16 protein-coding genes and 1 tRNA gene are annotated in these 16,938 nt (G+C 47.3%); 1 reads left to right on the top strand and 16 read right to left on the bottom strand.

Translation table 11 applies throughout. The annotated features are described in order from the left end of the window. The 12 genes from pabA to spoIIE all read right to left on the bottom strand — a co-directional run bounded on the left by pabA (position 1) and on the right by spoIIE (position 14,526). The gene (gene pabA, locus V1499_RS00480; RefSeq protein ID WP_409272998.1) at positions 1-585 is read right to left on the bottom strand and encodes an aminodeoxychorismate/anthranilate synthase component II; all 585 of its coding nucleotides are present in this window, start codon (positions 583-585) and stop codon (positions 1-3) included. Further along, a complete protein-coding gene (locus tag V1499_RS00475; protein WP_409272996.1) occupies positions 582-2,015 on the bottom strand; it encodes an anthranilate synthase component I family protein in 1,434 nt (477 codons plus the stop codon). The genes pabA and V1499_RS00475 overlap by 4 nt, the downstream gene beginning before the upstream one ends. An 80-nt stretch (positions 2,016-2,095) precedes the next feature. Beyond that, a complete protein-coding gene (gene cysK, locus V1499_RS00470; protein WP_409272995.1) occupies positions 2,096-3,022 on the bottom strand; it encodes a cysteine synthase A in 927 nt (308 codons plus the stop codon). Positions 3,023-3,223: 201 nt separating this feature from the next. After that, on the bottom strand, positions 3,224-4,108 hold the full coding sequence (locus V1499_RS00465) for a peptidyl-prolyl cis-trans isomerase (RefSeq protein WP_409272993.1): 885 nt from the start codon (positions 4,106-4,108) through the stop codon (positions 3,224-3,226). A gap of 23 nt (positions 4,109-4,131) precedes the next feature. Continuing rightward, complete coding sequence (hslO, locus tag V1499_RS00460; protein ID WP_409272992.1) at positions 4,132-5,010, bottom strand: Hsp33 family molecular chaperone HslO; 879 nt, start codon at positions 5,008-5,010, stop codon at positions 4,132-4,134. Between the two features lie 107 nt (positions 5,011-5,117). Continuing rightward, on the bottom strand, positions 5,118-5,906 hold the full coding sequence (locus V1499_RS00455; RefSeq protein ID WP_409272990.1) for a type III pantothenate kinase: 789 nt from the start codon (positions 5,904-5,906) through the stop codon (positions 5,118-5,120). A gap of 223 nt (positions 5,907-6,129) precedes the next feature. Then, a complete protein-coding gene (ftsH, locus tag V1499_RS00450; RefSeq protein WP_409272989.1) occupies positions 6,130-8,115 on the bottom strand; it encodes an ATP-dependent zinc metalloprotease FtsH in 1,986 nt (661 codons plus the stop codon). A gap of 106 nt (positions 8,116-8,221) precedes the next feature. Then, entirely contained in the window at positions 8,222-8,767 is a 546-nt protein-coding gene (gene hpt / locus V1499_RS00445) for a hypoxanthine phosphoribosyltransferase (protein WP_409272987.1), read from the bottom strand. Beyond that, on the bottom strand, positions 8,768-10,177 hold the full coding sequence (tilS, locus tag V1499_RS00440) for a tRNA lysidine(34) synthetase TilS (RefSeq protein WP_409272985.1): 1,410 nt from the start codon (positions 10,175-10,177) through the stop codon (positions 8,768-8,770). Positions 10,178-10,312: 135 nt separating this feature from the next. Continuing rightward, entirely contained in the window at positions 10,313-11,284 is a 972-nt protein-coding gene (locus V1499_RS00435) for a protein kinase domain-containing protein (RefSeq protein ID WP_409272983.1), read from the bottom strand. Continuing rightward, a complete protein-coding gene (locus tag V1499_RS00430; RefSeq protein ID WP_409272982.1) occupies positions 11,253-11,990 on the bottom strand; it encodes a VWA domain-containing protein in 738 nt (245 codons plus the stop codon). The genes V1499_RS00435 and V1499_RS00430 overlap by 32 nt, the downstream gene beginning before the upstream one ends. A gap of 67 nt (positions 11,991-12,057) precedes the next feature. Further along, entirely contained in the window at positions 12,058-14,526 is a 2,469-nt protein-coding gene (spoIIE, locus tag V1499_RS00425; protein ID WP_409272980.1) for a stage II sporulation protein E, read from the bottom strand. 223 nt (positions 14,527-14,749) lie between these two features. Between spoIIE and V1499_RS00420 the strand changes: the two genes are divergently transcribed. After that, a tRNA-Met gene (locus V1499_RS00420) sits at positions 14,750-14,823 on the top strand. A gap of 194 nt (positions 14,824-15,017) precedes the next feature. On the opposite strand, the gene V1499_RS00415 is transcribed toward V1499_RS00420, so the two are convergent. The 4 genes from V1499_RS00415 to yabP form a co-directional block, all read right to left on the bottom strand. After that, on the bottom strand, positions 15,018-15,437 hold the full coding sequence (locus V1499_RS00415; RefSeq protein WP_053368687.1) for a S1 domain-containing RNA-binding protein: 420 nt from the start codon (positions 15,435-15,437) through the stop codon (positions 15,018-15,020). 95 nt (positions 15,438-15,532) lie between these two features. After that, positions 15,533-15,922: an FtsB family cell division protein gene (locus V1499_RS00410; protein WP_409272978.1), complete on the bottom strand. Its 390-nt coding sequence runs from the start codon at positions 15,920-15,922 to the stop codon at positions 15,533-15,535. Positions 15,923-15,934: 12 nt separating this feature from the next. Continuing rightward, positions 15,935-16,567 (bottom strand): spore cortex biosynthesis protein YabQ, encoded by a 633-nt coding sequence (gene yabQ, locus V1499_RS00405; protein WP_409272976.1) that lies wholly within the window; start codon positions 16,565-16,567, stop codon positions 15,935-15,937. Further along, complete coding sequence (yabP, locus tag V1499_RS00400; RefSeq protein ID WP_316572801.1) at positions 16,564-16,869, bottom strand: sporulation protein YabP; 306 nt, start codon at positions 16,867-16,869, stop codon at positions 16,564-16,566. Before yabP ends, yabQ begins: the two co-directional genes overlap by 4 nt. Between the last annotated feature and the right edge of the window lie 69 nt (positions 16,870-16,938).

Raw genomic sequence — 16,938 nt, 5'->3', positions numbered from 1 at the left:
CTAGTTACCTGCTTTTCGGGAGTGTACAGCGACGAAATTGGCGAGCAGCTGTTTCCCCGGGCCTGTCATGATCGATTCAGGATGGAATTGGACTCCTTCTATCGCCATCGTTTTGTGGCGGAGCGCCATGATTTCTCCTTCTTCCGTCCAACCTGAGACCTCAAGGCATTCGGGAAACGTTTCCCTTTTAACGATTAGGGAATGGTAGCGGGTTGCCTCAAATGGCCTGGGAATTCCTTTGAATATCGTCTTCCCATCATGGTGGATGGGCGAGGTTTTTCCATGCATTAGCCTTTCCGCCCGGACGACGTTTCCGCCAAACACCTGGGCAATCGCTTGATGCCCTAGGCAAACCCCAAAGATGGGAACCTTGCCGGCAAAATAGGAAATTGCCTCGAGGCTGATTCCGGCCTCATTCGGGCTGCAAGGGCCCGGTGAAATCATCAGGATGGACGGGTTGGCCCGTTCGATATCCTCCAATGTAACTTCATCATTCCTTTTTACAACCAGCTCTTCCCCCAGCTCGCCCAAATATTGAACAAGATTGAATGTAAAGGAATCATAGTTATCAATCATATAAATCATTGGCTATCACCTGTTTCCGCAAGCTCTTTGGCCTTCCAAAGCGCCCTGGCTTTTTTCAAAGACTCTTTATATTCGTATTTCGGGTTAGAATCAATGACGATGCCGGCACCTGCCTGGACATGGGCTTGTCCATCTTTTACAAGCATCGTTCGAATCATGATGTTCAGTTCCAAGTCTCCATTAAAGCCAATCCATCCAAGTGATCCCGTATACGGGCCCCGCCTCGACGGTTCAAGTTCTTCAATAATCTCCATTGTCCTTACCTTTGGCGCTCCAGTAATGGTGCCTCCCGGGAATACGGCATCAATTAAGTCGAAGCTGTCCTTATCACTGGAAATTCGGCCCCGAACATTCGAAACAAGGTGCATAACATGTGAATATTTTTCAATAACCATGAACTCATTGACTTCTACAGTTCCATAAGCGCTGACCCTGCCGAGGTCATTTCGTTCAAGGTCAACGAGCATCACATGCTCCGCGCGTTCTTTTTCGCTTCCGATCAATTCATTCACAAGAAGCTGGTCCTCTTCTTCGTCCCGGCCTCGGGACCTTGTCCCCGCGATGGGCCGAGTACTGATTTCGTCCCCTTGTTTTTTGACTAGAAGTTCCGGAGAACCGCTTACGAGCTGGAATTCAGGAGTATGGAAATAGCCCATATACGGGGATGGATTGACTTGCCGCAGTTTTTCATAAACCTGGAGCGCCGGAATGCCGATTGGCTTCGTCTGTCTGACGGATAGGTTTACCTGAAACACATCTCCTTGCGCGATGTATTCCCTCACCCTTTCAACCGCTGCCATAAAATCGGTCTCTCCTATGGAAACTTCCCTTTCCTGAACGGGCACGGTTTCTGGCAGTTTACTTGAAACACCGTCTGCTTGGTTCCACCTTCTCTCCCATTCCCGGACACGCTCCTTGAGGCCTTCAGTGTCTTCCCAGTCATAAAGGAAGCACATGCTCAAGGTGTTTTCATGCAAATCAAGGACAAACCACTCGTTATGAAGCAGGAAATACAAGTCAGGTACGAGAAGCTCATCCTTTGCCATATTCGGAAGTGTTTCAACATACCTTGCATAGTCATAGCTTATGTATCCAATGGCCCCCCCAGTGGAAAGTGGCAGCGGGGACTCGCCTTTAATTTTGGTTTCGGCCATGTAATTTTTCAACCCGTGAAGCGGGTTTCCTTCCACCACAGCCATAGGCTTTCCCTCTTCAATGATTTCAAGGCGGTTCCAGCCATTGGACCTCGCGATTGCGTAAGGGTGAAAGGCCGCAATGCTGTAACGTCCGCCCCGGCCGCTTTCCAGCAGGACGTGATGTCCGGTTTCTTTGGAAATTTGTTTATATTTCTGAAAAAACTTATCCGCGGACAAGTTGATTTTTTTTATATGGACGTTTTTCCCCAAAGTAATCCACTCCCATTTTCCCATGTCTTCTACATCATACAAGAAGTAAGCCAATGAAAAAAGCATGAGCCGCAAATTGGGCCCATGCTTATAAACAAATTGTCTTATGCTTCAAACTGGAAAAGAGGAGTGCTCAGGTAACGCTCGCCATTGCTCGGAATGATCGCCAGGACTTTTTTGCCTTTTCCAAGTTCTTTAGCAACCTTTAGTGCCGCATAAATGGCTGCGCCGGAAGAAATTCCGCCTAGAATCCCTTCTTCCTTTGCCGCGCGGCGGGCATACTCAAACGCCTGCTCGTTTTCAACCTGAATAATTTCATCATAAATGTTTGTATCCAAAATATCCGGCACAAACCCCGCACCAATTCCCTGGATTTTATGCGGGCCTGGTTTTCCGCCCGATAGGACAGGTGAATCAGCCGGCTCTACCGCATAGATTTTAATGCCAGGGTAAGCCTCGCGAAGCACCTCGCCGGCGCCCGTAACCGTACCGCCGGTTCCAATCCCTGAAATAAACCCATCCAGCTGGCTGCCCATTTGCTCGACTATTTCTTTTCCGGTTGTTCTCCTGTGCACTTCGGGGTTCGCCTCGTTCTTGAATTGTTGTGGCATGAAATAACCGTTTTCCTTTGCCAGCTCTTCAGCCTTGCGGATTGCCCCGCCCATGCCTTCCGGTCCTGGAGTCAAGACGAGTTCCGCCCCATAGGCGCGGAGGAGGTTGCGGCGCTCCATGCTCATTGTTTCTGGCATTACCAGAATAGTCTTATAGCCTTTAGCGGCAGCAATCATTGCCAGGCCAATGCCTGTATTTCCACTCGTTGGTTCGATGATCGTATCGCCAGCCCTTAATTCGCCTTTTTCTTCGGCGGCTTCAATCATTGCCAAGGCAATTCGGTCCTTTACACTGCTTCCTGGATTCATGTATTCCAGCTTCAAATATATTTCTGCGCTGTCTTCCCCAACAATCCGGTTCAGTTTGACTATCGGGGTATTGCCCACGAGGTCGGCAATCGAGTTCGCGATACGTGCCATTCGTCCCACTCCTTAATCCGAGTATTTTTATTGGTTTTATATAGAATGTAGCAATTTACCTGGAAACTGTCAATATTTTAGTTTCCCCAACTCCACTTCCAAAAAACGAAAAAAAGCTTTGCATAGCCAATGTATGCAAAGCCTTTCCCAATCTTGAAGAATATATTTTTAAAAACGGGAATCGGGTTCTGGCTGTCCGTTCTATTTTTCAAAAAACCATTTCACTCCCGCTTCCTCCCATAGGGCAGCCGCGGACGGAGGGGTTCCGAGCTGGGCAAGGGCAATTTGCCTGCGGATTTCATCTTTCACTTCTTTGAAGGAGTATTTTTTTTCCGCTATTTTCTCGTGAAGCTTTATAATCGCATAACCCTCGTTGATTTTAATCGGTTTGCTCCATTTGCCGTCCTCAAGCTTTTGGGCGGTTACGATATACTCAGGGGGGAAGCGTTCATCACCCTCCTGGATAAAGCCAATATCTCCACCTTCCGTGGCTGTAAATTCATCCACGGACCTTTCCCTTGCCAGCGTTTCGAAGCCGGAACCGCCTTCTAGCTCCTTAATGGCCTGTTCCGCCTCTTCCTTTGTTTTCATCACAATGTGGGATAGGTGGTAAGCGGCCGGTACATTATAAAGGCTTTTGTTTTTATCATAATAGCCTTTTATTTCGGCTTCGGATACAACCGCATCCTTTGTTAAAATTTCCTCCAGCAATAGCGAAAGCTCGATTTGCTTTTTCCATTTCTCCAAATCCTCGCTCTTCATTGAAGACGAGCCTCCAAATGCAGTTTGGAACATCCTTAGCTCTCTTTCCACATCTGCCTTTGGCACGGTGATATTATATTTCTTGGCCATCTGGCTGATGACTTTCCTGTCAATCAGATCCCTGAGTGTATCTTTACCGTAACGCGCTTCCATCTCGTTCAGCCATTCTTCTCTCGAAATGCTGTCCTTTCCTACAGTCGCGACCGTTTCCCCATCCTTAAGAAAACCGGAAGCTGTTTCCGATTTGGACAGAAAGTAAAAGATGGTCAACGCATTCAGGACAACCAGCGCGGCAATCACCAACCACAATTCCCTTGTTTTCATTTTCCCTCTCCCGGATACAAGCCTTACTTCGCTTCTTTATTTAGCGCCTCAAGCTCTTCTTTAGAAAAATGGTATTTTTCATTGCAAAAATGGCAGTGGGCTTCGGCCATCCCATCCTCTTCTATCATGTCCGTAATTTCCGACTTGCCAAGGGACACAATTGCATCCGCGAATCGTTCCTTTGAGCACGTGCATTCAAAACGGACTGGCATCTTTTCGAGGATCGCCAGCTCGTCCTTTCCAAACAACTCCTCGAGTATTTCTTCAGGCGTAAGGCCTTGCTGGATCATTTTTGAAATAGGGGTAATCGTCTTAAGCCTTTCCTCAATCCGGGAAATTGTTTCATCGCCGGTTCCTGGCATGAGCTGAAAAATAAATCCGCCCGCCGCCAAAATGCTGTTGTCCGGGTTCACAAGGACACCAACGCCAACAGAGGATGGAACCTGTTCAGAAGACGCAAAGTAGTAAGTAAAATCCTCTCCCAGCTCCCCTGATACGAGAGGGACCGACCCGCTGAAGAAGTCCCTCAGCCCTAGGTCCTTTACAACCGTAAGAGTGCCGTCTGTCCCTACCGCCCGCCGGACATCTAGCTTGCCTTGTTCATTCAAGTCGAAATGGGTTTGCGGATTGCTTACATAGCCTCTTACAGACCCTTTCGCATTGCTGTCGACCAATATATTCCCGATAGGGCCTCCACCCTCTATTTTAATCGTCAATTTGTCTTCGCCCTTTAGCATGGCACCCATCATTAAGCCGGCTGTCATTGCCCGGCCAAGTGCAGCCGAAGCTGTGGGCCATGTATAATGCCTCCGTTGCGCTTCAGCCACAGCTTCCGTGCTTCTTACGGCATATGCCCTGATTTGCCCGTCATAGGCAAGTACTTTTACTAGATAGTCACTCATCTTTCCGCTCCTTTCTCGTTGTCCTTTTTCGTGGAGTTAGCCTCTGCCAACTTTCAAGTCCCACTGATAGAATCCCGCCGCCGCCCGCTTACCGACCCGAGACGATTTTATGAATCATGCTTGTTTAGTGTATCCATGTTCCGCTTATAGATTAAGTGAAGCCCTTTTAAAGTCAAAAACGGATCGACAATGTCAATGATTTTCGATTCCTCGGCAATGAGATTGGATAGGCCGCCCGTTGCAATGACGGTCGGAACTTTGGAGCTGTTGGCAATCATCCGCTTGACGATCCCTTCGACCTGTCCGACGTACCCGTACACTATACCCGCTTGCATCGCTGCAACCGTGTTTTTGCCGATGATTCCTTCCGGCCTGGCTATTTCAATCCGCGGGAGTTTTGCCGCCCGTGAATAAAGCGCTTCTGTCGAAATGCCGACCCCGGGTGCAATCGCCCCCCCCATATATTGCTTCTGCTCGTTTACATAGCAATAGGTCGTTGCTGTACCGAAATCGACGATAATTAGCGGACTCCCGTATTCGTGGATCGCCGCGACCGCATTCACGATCCTGTCGGCTCCTACTTCCCTCGGATTTTCATATTTTATGTCAAGGCCCGTCTTCATGCCAGGGCCAACAATCAATGGTTTTAGTTTAAAGTACTTCGTACACATCCTTTCAAGCGAAAACATAATCGGAGGAACAACGGAGGAAATAATAATTCCTTCAATATCGCCAAAAGATAAGCCGGAATGGTCAAATAGGGATTTAATCAGCATTCCATATTCGTCTTCAGACCTGTTTCGGTTCGTTTCAATCCGCCAATGGTGGAGGAGTTCCTCCCCTTTATATACCCCTAAAACGATATTTGTATTTCCAACATCAAATACGAAAATCAATTGACTCACCACTCCATGGAATGTAACCAGGACCGAAAGCCCCCAATATTGCCGGGATTGCCCCCGTCGCCCAAGGTTGCAAGTTTACTGAAAACATCATATCACAAACCGTTTCGGGAAAGAAAAGGCAAAGAGCCACATTCTGCATAAAATTATTCCCGGCTGGCTCAACCTTGTAAATTAAGAAGGGCACCGCGCTGATAGGCGGTGCCCTTAATATGACTTATTTATTATCCTCAACCTGATTTTCTTCAGGCTTGAGCAGATTTGTTTTTGGAGTCCCCGAATTGCTTTCCTCTTCCTTTTTGCCGGAGATGTTGATAATCACATCATCAAGTGTGTTCTTGATTTCGGCGGGAGTAGAGTTTGCGGGAACTTTTCCGTCCGGAAGCCTTCCGTGGTCGACCAGGTGCTTGATGTCTTCCGCATCGAGTGTTTCCACTTCAAGCAGCGTATTGGCAATCAGGTCGAGCTTGTCACGGTTTTCCGTGAGAATTGTCTTCGCACGTTCATACGACTGCTTAATGAAGTTTTGGATCTCTGTATCAATCTCATAAGCGATCTTGTCGGAATAGTTTTGTTCACTGTGCAGGTCGCGTCCAAGGAACACCTGGCCGCCCTGAGGCTGGCCGAACTGAAGCGGTCCAAGCTTGTCGCTCATACCGAATTCGGTAACCATTTTCCTTGCGATTCCTGTCGCCCTTTGGAAGTCATTGTGCGCCCCGGTACTAACTTCCCCGAACACAATTTCTTCCGCAACCCGGCCGCCAAGCAAGCCAGTGATCTTATCAAGCAGTTCCGGCTTTGTCATGAAATAACGGTCTTCCTTTGGAAGCATGACTGCATATCCGCCAGCCTGCCCGCGTGGGACAATCGTTACCTTGTGGACCATTTCAGCTTCATCGAGCATGACGCCAATTACTGTATGGCCAGCTTCGTGGAAAGCGACAATCCTGCGTTCCTTTTCGGAAATAACACGGCTTTTTTTGGCTGGTCCCGCAATAACGCGGTCGGTTGCTTCGTCAATATCCGTCATTTCGATTTTCTTTTTATTCGAGCGGGCTGCGACAAGCGCCGCCTCATTCAATAGGTTCTCCAGATCGGCGCCGGAAAAGCCCGGAGTCCGCATCGCTATCGCTTTAAGATTGACCGACTCAGCAAGCGGCTTGTTGCGTGCATGGACCTTAAGGACCGCTTCCCTGCCCTTCACATCCGGACGGTCAACCGTAATCTGGCGGTCAAAACGCCCCGGACGGAGAAGCGCCGGATCGAGGATATCAGGGCGGTTCGTTGCGGCTACGATAATAATTCCTTCATTGGCTCCAAAGCCATCCATTTCAACAAGCAACTGGTTCAGGGTTTGCTCACGTTCATCATGGCCGCCGCCAAGGCCTGCGCCACGCTGGCGTCCCACCGCATCAATCTCATCGATAAAGATGATACATGGGGCATTTTTTTTTGCGGTTTCAAATAAATCACGTACACGGGATGCACCCACCCCAACGAACATTTCAACGAAATCGGATCCGCTAATTGAGAAAAACGGTACACCTGCTTCCCCGGCTACCGCCCGGGCAAGCAACGTTTTACCAGTTCCCGGAGGGCCGACAAGCAGGACACCTTTTGGAATCCGCGCGCCAAGCTCAGAGAATTTGCGTGGATCCTTCAAGAATTCAACTACTTCTACGAGTTCCTGCTTTTCTTCATCCGCTCCAGCGACATCCTTGAAACGGACTTTTTTCTTTTCATCGTTATAAAGTCTTGCCTTGCTTTTTCCAAAGTTCATGACACGGCTTCCGCCGCCCTGCGCCTGGTTAAGCAGGAAGAAGAATAGGATGAAAATGATCACAAACGGAATGATGGATGTAAAGAAGGTGACCCAGCCGCTTGTTTCTTTTGCAGGCATTGTCTCAATCTTCATATCTGGAACCGCCTCATCAATCCGGCTCAGCATCCGTTCGCTATTCGGGACATATGTCAGGAAAAACTTGTCCTTGTCGGCATTTTCAAGCTGGCCGCGGACTTCATATACGCCCCGCTCAGGCTGCAGCGTAACCGATTTTATTTCTCTCTTTTCTAGATGCGAAATAAATTCGTCATACGATATATTATCTGTTGGCTCATTGTTTCCATTAAAGAAACTGACTACGCCAATAATGACTAAAAATATCAATAAATAAAAGATGGTGTTGCGGAAAATCCGATTCATCCCTTACCTCCTCCCACGGTGGAAAACAGTATATAAAATAGTAACATAATGAAGATACCGCTTCAACAATAGTGCTTGAAATGAGCCTGGTTCACTATAGTTTTGCCTATTCAGCCTTGTTGTACACTTCCGGCTTCAAAACCCCGATATAAGGAAGGTTCCGGTATCTTTCAATGTAGTCCAATCCATAGCCGACAACAAAGGCATCCGGAACTTCGAAACCAACATAGTCCGCGCTTATATCTACCTTTCTCCCGGTCGGTTTGTCAAGTAAAGTGACAATTTTAATGGAATTTGCTTTCCTGTAGCGGAATAATTCAACAAGATAGCTAAGTGTCAGGCCGCTGTCGATGATATCCTCAATAATCAACAGATCCCTTCCTTCCACGGAAGTATCAAGGTCCTTCAAAATTTTCACTTCACCGGAAGAGACCGTCGAATTTCCATAGCTGGAAACGTCCATAAAATCCATTTCAAGATAGCAATCCATTTTTTTCAGGAGATCACCCATAAAAGGCATCGCCCCTTTTAACACACCGATTGCCAGTGGAAATTTATCCCGGTAATCCTCTGTCAGACGGGCTCCGAGTTCCTTGATTTTCTCTTGGATTTCTTCTTCGGTGACCAGGATTTTCTCAATATCATTTCTCATTCACATGTGCCCCCCAGATGTTGGTTCCTTGATATATAAAAGCTTCAGATAGCCTTCTTCCGGATTTCCGGCTGAATCAAGGGCGGATTTTTTGAGCCCAGGCAGCCAGACGATCCGGCCAGTGCTATCCGTTATGACAGGCCACGTTTTCCTGTCGGAAACCGGTACCTTGTTATCAATAAAAATGTCTTTCAGTTTTCTGGTGCCTTCCATTCCCTTCAGCGTCATCCTGTCACCATTTTCCTTTGTTCGGATAATAAGCGGGAATGATATGTCTAATGCAGGCAAATACGCGCACCCTTGCCCGGCCCCTTGTTCAACACTTCTGGCCCGTTCAATGGAAATGACATCTCCATTTGGCAGTGCAACTTTTCCAGGCCCGTGCATTTCAATCCTGAATTCCAACTTTTCATGACGCCCAAAATGGAAAATACACTCGGAGTAGGATCGGGTGACAGTCAACCCGCCGGGGAGATCAAGATTTCCGGATGGATGAGGACGGTTCAGCAAGGAAATGACTTGATCAATATGTACGGCAGCCAAAGACGCATGCCTTCCTGCATAAAGATAGTTTAATATTAGTTGAATCCCTCTTCTTTGTAAAGGCATTGGCATACCAAGAAAAGCCAGTATATCTAGAACTACTTTCCCTCTTTCCCTGCTTTTTATTACTGTAACCATCCGGCTCGCCGCTAATTCCTCCAAAAACGCTTCATCGCTTTCCGTCTCTTCGCTATAACGTTGAAAATGTTCATGTACAAGAGGATTTTCTTTTTTTAAAAAAGGAAGGATTGTCTTCCTGAAGCGGTTCCTGCTATAGACATCTTTTTCATTGCTTGGGTCAATCCGGAAATCGATACCTTTCCTCCGGCAAAAATCGATAATATCCTCCCGGGAGGCTCCGAGAAACGGACGAATGATTATCCCGCCTTCGAAAGGCCTCATAAACGGGATGCCAGCCCGGCCCCTGCCAGTGCTTCCGCGGGTGAGCCTCATCAGGATTGTTTCCATCTGGTCATCTCCGTGGTGGGCCAGTGCCAGGAAGGTATACCCATGTTTCTTCATCTGGCCCTGAAAAAAACGATAGCGGGCTTCCCGCGCTGCTTCCTGTGGGTTTTTTCCGGTTTGCCTGATTATTTCGGGAACATCGGCCCTCTCCATCGCGAACGGTATCCCGCGCTCTTCGCAAAAGCCTTTTACAAAAAAAGCGTCATCAAGCGATTCATCCCCCCGGAACATATGGTCCACATGGGCCGCGGCAAGTTCCATCCCCAAAGGCTTCTTTTTTTCCCACAAATAGTGGAGCAAAGCCATGGAGTCGGGGCCACCGGAAACACCCACAAGAACGCGGGATCCCTCTAGGGATATTGATTTCCTTTTCAAAATCTCCTCTGTTTTATCCTCAAGCATGCTCATTCTTCCTTAAAGTGAGTAATTATTCCCGCCTAAGGCGGCAGCTTTGTTTTATACGATTGAAACGACTAAAAGTTTCATTTCTCCTGATTTCTTTACAAATTTTTATTATAGAAGAAGGGAAGAAGACAGTCAGGTTAATTGTACAACAATATAGACAAAGTAAAGAAGCGCCATGACTGAAATAACAAAAAAGGTTTCTTTTTTCTGACTGCGTTTTTTGCTTTTCAAAGGGGTTTGCCTGCTTAACGGCCTTCCCGCCGCTTTCGGCGCACTTGCAGTTTCTGCGCTCTTAGGCCGTGGCGGGGCTATGCATCCTAGTAAAGCGTCCCTCATTTCCTGTGCTGAGGAGTATTTCCCCCGGAGCGCATTTGCGAGTATCGGCTCATAGAAAATAAGCTCTTCCTTATTTCGGATGGCCCCTAGTAGCTGCCCAATTCCTCCCTCTGCTTTTCGGAAGCTCCCCTGGTAAGCGGCTGCTACCATAATCATCGCTACAGCAAACAAATCATAGGACGGCTCCGCTTTCCTAGTTCCAAGCCCCCAATACCCCCGGTCATAAAACTCGGTGTATTCTTTTATGGCCCTTCCAATCATTGTCGTTCCGCCTACGTCGATGCAGCGAATTTTTGGGGGCGGACCTGCAACAATCAAGTTTTCCGGCTTCAAGTCGCCAAACACCCATCCATTTTGGTGAAGCAGGTGCAAATCATTCAATAACTGAAGCAAAAGGACGTGTATCCATTCTTTTCCTTTTTGAAAAAGGAATTGCTGAAGCCCTGGCCCTCTTATGTATTCCATTACATAAAAACTGAACATCCCTTGCGGAGCAATCCAATCATCGACATCAAGCAATAATGGCCCAAGGGCTTGGCCCCGGGCCTTCATAAAAGACTTTAGGACATTAACCTCTGAAGTAATGGACATACTATCGCTGCTGATTTTTAAAGCGGCTTCCCTGTTGCCGCTTTTCACTAGATACACGACGCCGTTTGCCCCATTGCCCAATTCTTTCAAAATGACATATTCTTTTCTATGCCACTTCCCGGATATAGCAGTCCCGGGCCTGAACCTACATGGATTCTTCGAGGAAGGATTCATCATTTTCCGATAAAATTCTCCTTAACGCACTTTTTTCATTGAACAGATGGATTGCCTCGCGGATAGCCGGGCCCGTCGGAGTAATCCCTCCGGCTGCCAGCATCGGAAAGATGGTACTAATCGATTCGAGCCTCGGTGTCCACTCCAGAATCCTGTCCGTTTCTCCTCTTTTCCCGGGAAATACGAGAACCGAAAATAGATTTTTTCCCGAACGTGCATTCAGGCTTATAGAGAGGTCGAGCAGTGCTTCCTTGACTGTCGGCAATTTATGCTTCATGCTCGCGCTTACATCGACAAGGACAATGACCTCAAGGTCTACACACTCCCCAAGTTCATCAACAACCTCAAGGACTTCCCCCCTTTTTTCCGGAGGTAGATCTTCAAGTGATTTCGAACTTCCGAGAATTTGCCTCAATTCCCGGTTTACTACCCCTTGCAGCGTTTGGGTCATGGCTTTCCTGGTTACCATTTGAACTGTTTGTGAAAGCTGTTCGGAATAGACTATCTGGCTCACCCCGCCTCCGGACATGGCGATCCCTTCGATTTCCCTTATTCCTTGGCCATCAATTGTATCCTTATCGATAACTCCGATGACATTGACCGTAATCCCCTGCTCTTTCGCAAGCGCCGCCATTGCGGCAGGGTCTTCCCCCTGATTTGAACAGCCGTCCGTAATCACAAGAAGCTGCTTTATTTTCCCGGTCTTCATCCTATCTCCTCCATTCGTTAAATAGTACCATTTTCGACTGAATGGAGGGTATTTATACCAAGCCCCTTTATGCCCGCTTTTTTTTGATTCCGTGTACAGGGATGGAGGCCCATTTTGGAGTATTGTGTTTTATTTTCGCGACCGCGACAGTCATATCATCTTCAATTTTGTTCGACCTGGAGCGGATGACCTCTTCCATTACCAAATCGGCTACTTCCTGCGGATCATTCGTTTCAAGTTCATGGATTTTCCGTTTCATCCACATTTCATAGTTGCCAACATGCTTTGGCCCTTCAAACACCCCATCGCTCATCATGATTAATAAATCGCCTGCCTTCAGCTGCTCGCTGACAACATCGACATCGAATTCCTGGACGATTCCCATCGGAAGATTGTTTGCCTGTATTTTTATCACTTTTTTCCCACGTTTAATGAAGCTTGGCGTGGAACCGATTTTCAGGAATTTTGCCGAAGCATTTTGAAGATCAATGACCGCCAGATCGAGTGTCGAAAATATTTCATCCGTTGTCCTTAAGGCAAGGACCGAGTTAACAGACTTGATGGCAACCTTTTCCTCGATGCCAGATTGCAGGATTTGTTGAAGGAGCTTCAGTGTTTCACGGCTTTCGTCCTGGGCGCGTTCTCCATTCCCCATTCCATCGCTGATCGCAACAGCGTATTTCCCGCTTCCAAGCTCCATCGTCGAAAAACTGTCCCCGGAAACCAATCCGCCTCCTTTGGCGGCATACGCGACCCCTGTTTCCACAGTGAATGTTTTCGCGGAGCGGAATGTAGCCTGGCAAGAACTGTGAGGGTAGGCACCGCATTCCTCTGAATTAACGATGATCGTTTCGCCAAGAATGTCGGACAGCATCGGGGCAATGAGCTTCTCGCACTCCCCATGCCCATTGCAATAAGGGATTGTCATATCAATATCGACATTTCCGGGTTCGAGGCTGTAAATCTCCACATGTTCAATCTGCAGGCCGAAATCCTGGATCGCCTCCATTATTTGTTCTTCCTGTTTATGGAGGTTTTCACGCTCGCGCTGGATTTCCTTCGCGAAATCTCCCATCACTTCAGAAACGCCAAGCAATTGGTCCGCGACGAGCCTCCTGCTTTCTTTTACCTGCTTTTTCAATTTTTGATTTGCCTGGTATACAGCTAGTTCTTGATGAATCGCTTCCGTTACCTTCTTGGGCCTGGAGCAGAGCTTTTCCCACTCCCGCGCGAGTTTTGGAGGTATTGTTGCCTTCGACTGGTCCATTTGAAGCATAATTTCCTCCATATAGCCATACGTTGTAGTAAAGTTCCTTGTCCAGCAATGCTCTTTTTTAAAACACGTCTGGCAGGACTTTTCAGCAACATTGCTTAAAAAGATATCAAGTTCCTTTTCTTCTCCATCGAAGTCGTCTTCATTATGTGAAAAGCTTTTCGAAAGCGCTTCAAACACATTTGAAAATTGTGCAACTCTTTTTGCCGTCACATCACGCATTTTCCTCATATATTTTTGCTGCTCGGCCGTATGCTCCGGAGTCCCCGGTATGTATTTGGCGATTCTGGCGGTTAATGAGGTGGGGGTCAGGAAGAACAGCAGGATTGCGGCCGAGGTTTCCATCATTGTGATCTGAAGGCTTACACCCGTTTCCCCATACATTCCGATCAATAGGGTCGCAACGAGAAGCCCAAGCGAGACACCAGCCTTTTTCCCTTCTTTCAGCAAACCGCCAAGCACACCCGAAAACGCGAGAAGGCTCATATGGGAAAAGCTCGAAACGTTCGCAAGGCTGAAAATGAGGCCCGTGACAACACCGACGGTTGAACCGACCGCTGCGCCTGCCATTAGGGAAAACAGGAGGACCAAATACCTTGACATCACATGTTCAATCGACAGGCCGTAGACTATCCATCCAATTGTCCCGGTCATAATGGATGCAAGGAGGATGATTAAAGAAACAATTTCTTCTGTTTTCAAAGGCTGTTTTCGTTTACTGGCTGTGACCAAGGGAACGCTTTGCATAAAAATCAACGAGAGGATGAAGGCCAGTATTCCTTCTATGCCGGCCATCGCTGAATCATAAACAGAGACGGTTCCCGCTTGAATAAACCTTTCAACAAGTTTTCCGGCAAACAGCACTGCACCGATATAATAAGGGATAGCCCTGGCCCTATTTTCCACCCATTTGCCGGTGGATTTGTAGACTATTAGAAAAAGGAACACCAAGGCAAAAGTGGAAGCCGCATGCCCAAGGGAAATGGTTACTGCGCCAGCAACAAGTCCGAAAAGTGCCAGCGGGGCCCGTTCCTTTTTAATAAAAAATACCGCAGCGAAAAAGGGAAGGCCGAACGGCGCCAACTTCGCAAGAATCAATGCCCGGCCAAGTAAAAAACCGACCAGGACAAGGAGATATCCCTTTTTCAAAGCTAACCTTTCCGCCGTGGATCGCAGTTTTCCGAAAGCTCCCGCAAAACCCCATTTTGGGCGGATGCCCGATCCTGCTACTTGGTCCATCACTGTTTGTTCTGCCCTTTCCAAAAAAACACACTCCCCCGTCGTCTCATTATTGTGCTTCATTATAAATGGACAGGCATTCAAAGATTGTCAAAATCAAGCACGGCAACAATGGAATTGTTCGACTCATTTCACCCCGCCCGCCACGGTTGTGCAAAAGTTGCCAAGATGGCCACAAGAGTATCTTAAAAAATGTATTGACAGTCTTTTTGAAACTATGTATTATATAACTTGTGTTTCAAAAAATGGCGGTGTAGCTCAGCTGGCTAGAGCGTACGGTTCATACCCGTAAGGTCGGGGGTTCGATCCCCTCCGCCGCTATACTTTTTTTACTATGTCATTTATCGGCTTTCCCCATGCGGGAGAGCCGTTTTTGTTTTTCCCATAATGGCAGCTCTCCATGAAAGGCGGTTTTGATGCCTGCGATTCCGCACTATTCCTAAAAAAACAAAACAGGCAGAACCCCATCGGGCCTGCCTGGTATAATAAATATTCGGTTGATAAGCAGCAACAAGTCAGCCTCTTCTGGCCCCTCTACCACCACGTTTTGATTCGGTGTTCCGTTTCAGGGAGGATAATCGGTCTTCGCTATCCTTCAGGAATTTGGCCATTTTTGATTCAAAATTCTCCGGCCTTGCGTTCCGGTCATTTGCCCTTCCCTGGCGGGGACGAGGTGTGTAAGACCTTTGCGGTTCAGGACGGTCCTTGGCTTTTTTTATGGAGAGGCCAATTTTCCCATCCTTTTCGACATTGATGACTTTTACCTCTACCATATCGCCAACCTTCAAGTGGTCATTGATATCCTTTACGTAATTATCAGCGACCTCACTGATATGGACTAAGCCTGTTGAACCTTCCGGCAGCTCGACGAACGCTCCGAAATTAGTGATCCCTGTTACCTTTCCTTGTAACTTGCTGCCTACTTCGATTGACATAAAAAGAAACTTCCTCCTTAAAAAAATAAAAAAAATCAGTCTTACTATAGATTATACCTAAGTACTAAAATAAGTGTCAACAAGAGTGCACTGCATCATTTTTCCTTCTTCTTATTGCCTTCCGGAATCGTGAAAATAATTTCACCCTTGTCGGAAAGGAAGTATTCCTTCCTTGCCAGTTTTGCGATATAGTCATCATCGTTTAGCTTGATGATTTCCTCGTTCAGGATTTCGCGTTCCCGCTCAAGGCTTGCCAGCTTCTGCTCAAGCTTCTCCTTTTCCGCCTTTTTCTTTTCCAAGGCTTCGGCACGCGAATAAATGGAGGTTACAGTAAAATAAATCAAAAGGGCTGCCAGCAAGGCAAATGCAGTGAGCCTTCTTACCAATGCCTTGCGTTTCCTGGAAGCCGCTTCTTCCGAATGATATTGAGATTCAGCATAGCTGTTCCGAATCCTTGCTACGTTTCGTTTCTTCGATGCTTCCAAAGGCTCTCCCCCTTACTCATCTTTTTTGTTCCACTTGAACACCCGTTTATAAACATCACGTATTTTCAAAAGAATTCCTGTCCCACTATTATATAACTTCTCCGCCGGTTTTTTAATCCCTTTCGGCAAAACTTTCCACAAAAATGCCAATATTTTTTTCGATGGATACAAAATCAATATCCGAACGAGGAAATAGGCGGATCTTAACAGGAGGCGCAGCAGGGACAGGACCGCTTTCAAGAGGAGCAGAAATAGAGCAAGCACGAGCTGGACAAGGCCGGTGGCTGGCTTGAAAATAAGCAGCCGTACCATTTTTGCCAATATCCCCCCGACCGCAACGGCGGCATTGATCACCCGGTCAAGAAGCCAGAGATAGGCACCTTTTAACAAGGCTTGGTACGCGGCGAAACCGCAAAACAGCGCAATGAAAATATAAAACCTTACCTCTCCTTTATTTACATGGAAAAGAACGTAAAAAACGATCAGCGCCTGGACAACCCAAAAAAGGATATCGTTTATAAAAGTAATCCAGTTTTTTCTCTTCGGGCGGTTCAGAAAGCGCTGGTACGTATCGAGCATCGCCCCAAATCCCGCCCCCGCCGAAACCATCGCCGCCATTGTTAAAAACTGTACCGTGAGAGTCATCGGAATAGTTTGCTAAAGAAGCCTTTAGCCTTGTCTCCGTGCTGCTCATCCAGGTACACAAGCTCAAACACCTTTCCTTTAATGGATACGACGCCTTTATCGACATCGAGGTTCTTCATCTGCAGATTCTGTCCTTTTATCGACAAAAACCCCATGACCGTTTCCAGGAGGAACTCCTCGTTGTCGAAGCTTTCCACCTGTTTAACGCCGGTAATATCAAGGAGCTTCCTTCCCCTCATGATGACATCATGATCAGGCGCCGCCCCTTTGTTTGTTGCGTTTGGATCATAATATTGGTTCATTGTTCATCCCCCGAATCACATTGTACATGCTATTTTTGTACATACTATGTTTTTTCGGTTTCAAATAGA

Source organism: Neobacillus oceani (assembly GCF_046237595.1).
GTDB classification, from domain to species: domain Bacteria; phylum Bacillota; class Bacilli; order Bacillales; family Cytobacillaceae; genus Bacillus_D; species Bacillus_D oceani.
Note: the sequence above shows the minus strand (reverse complement) of the source record. Positions and strands in the feature narration are given on the sequence as shown.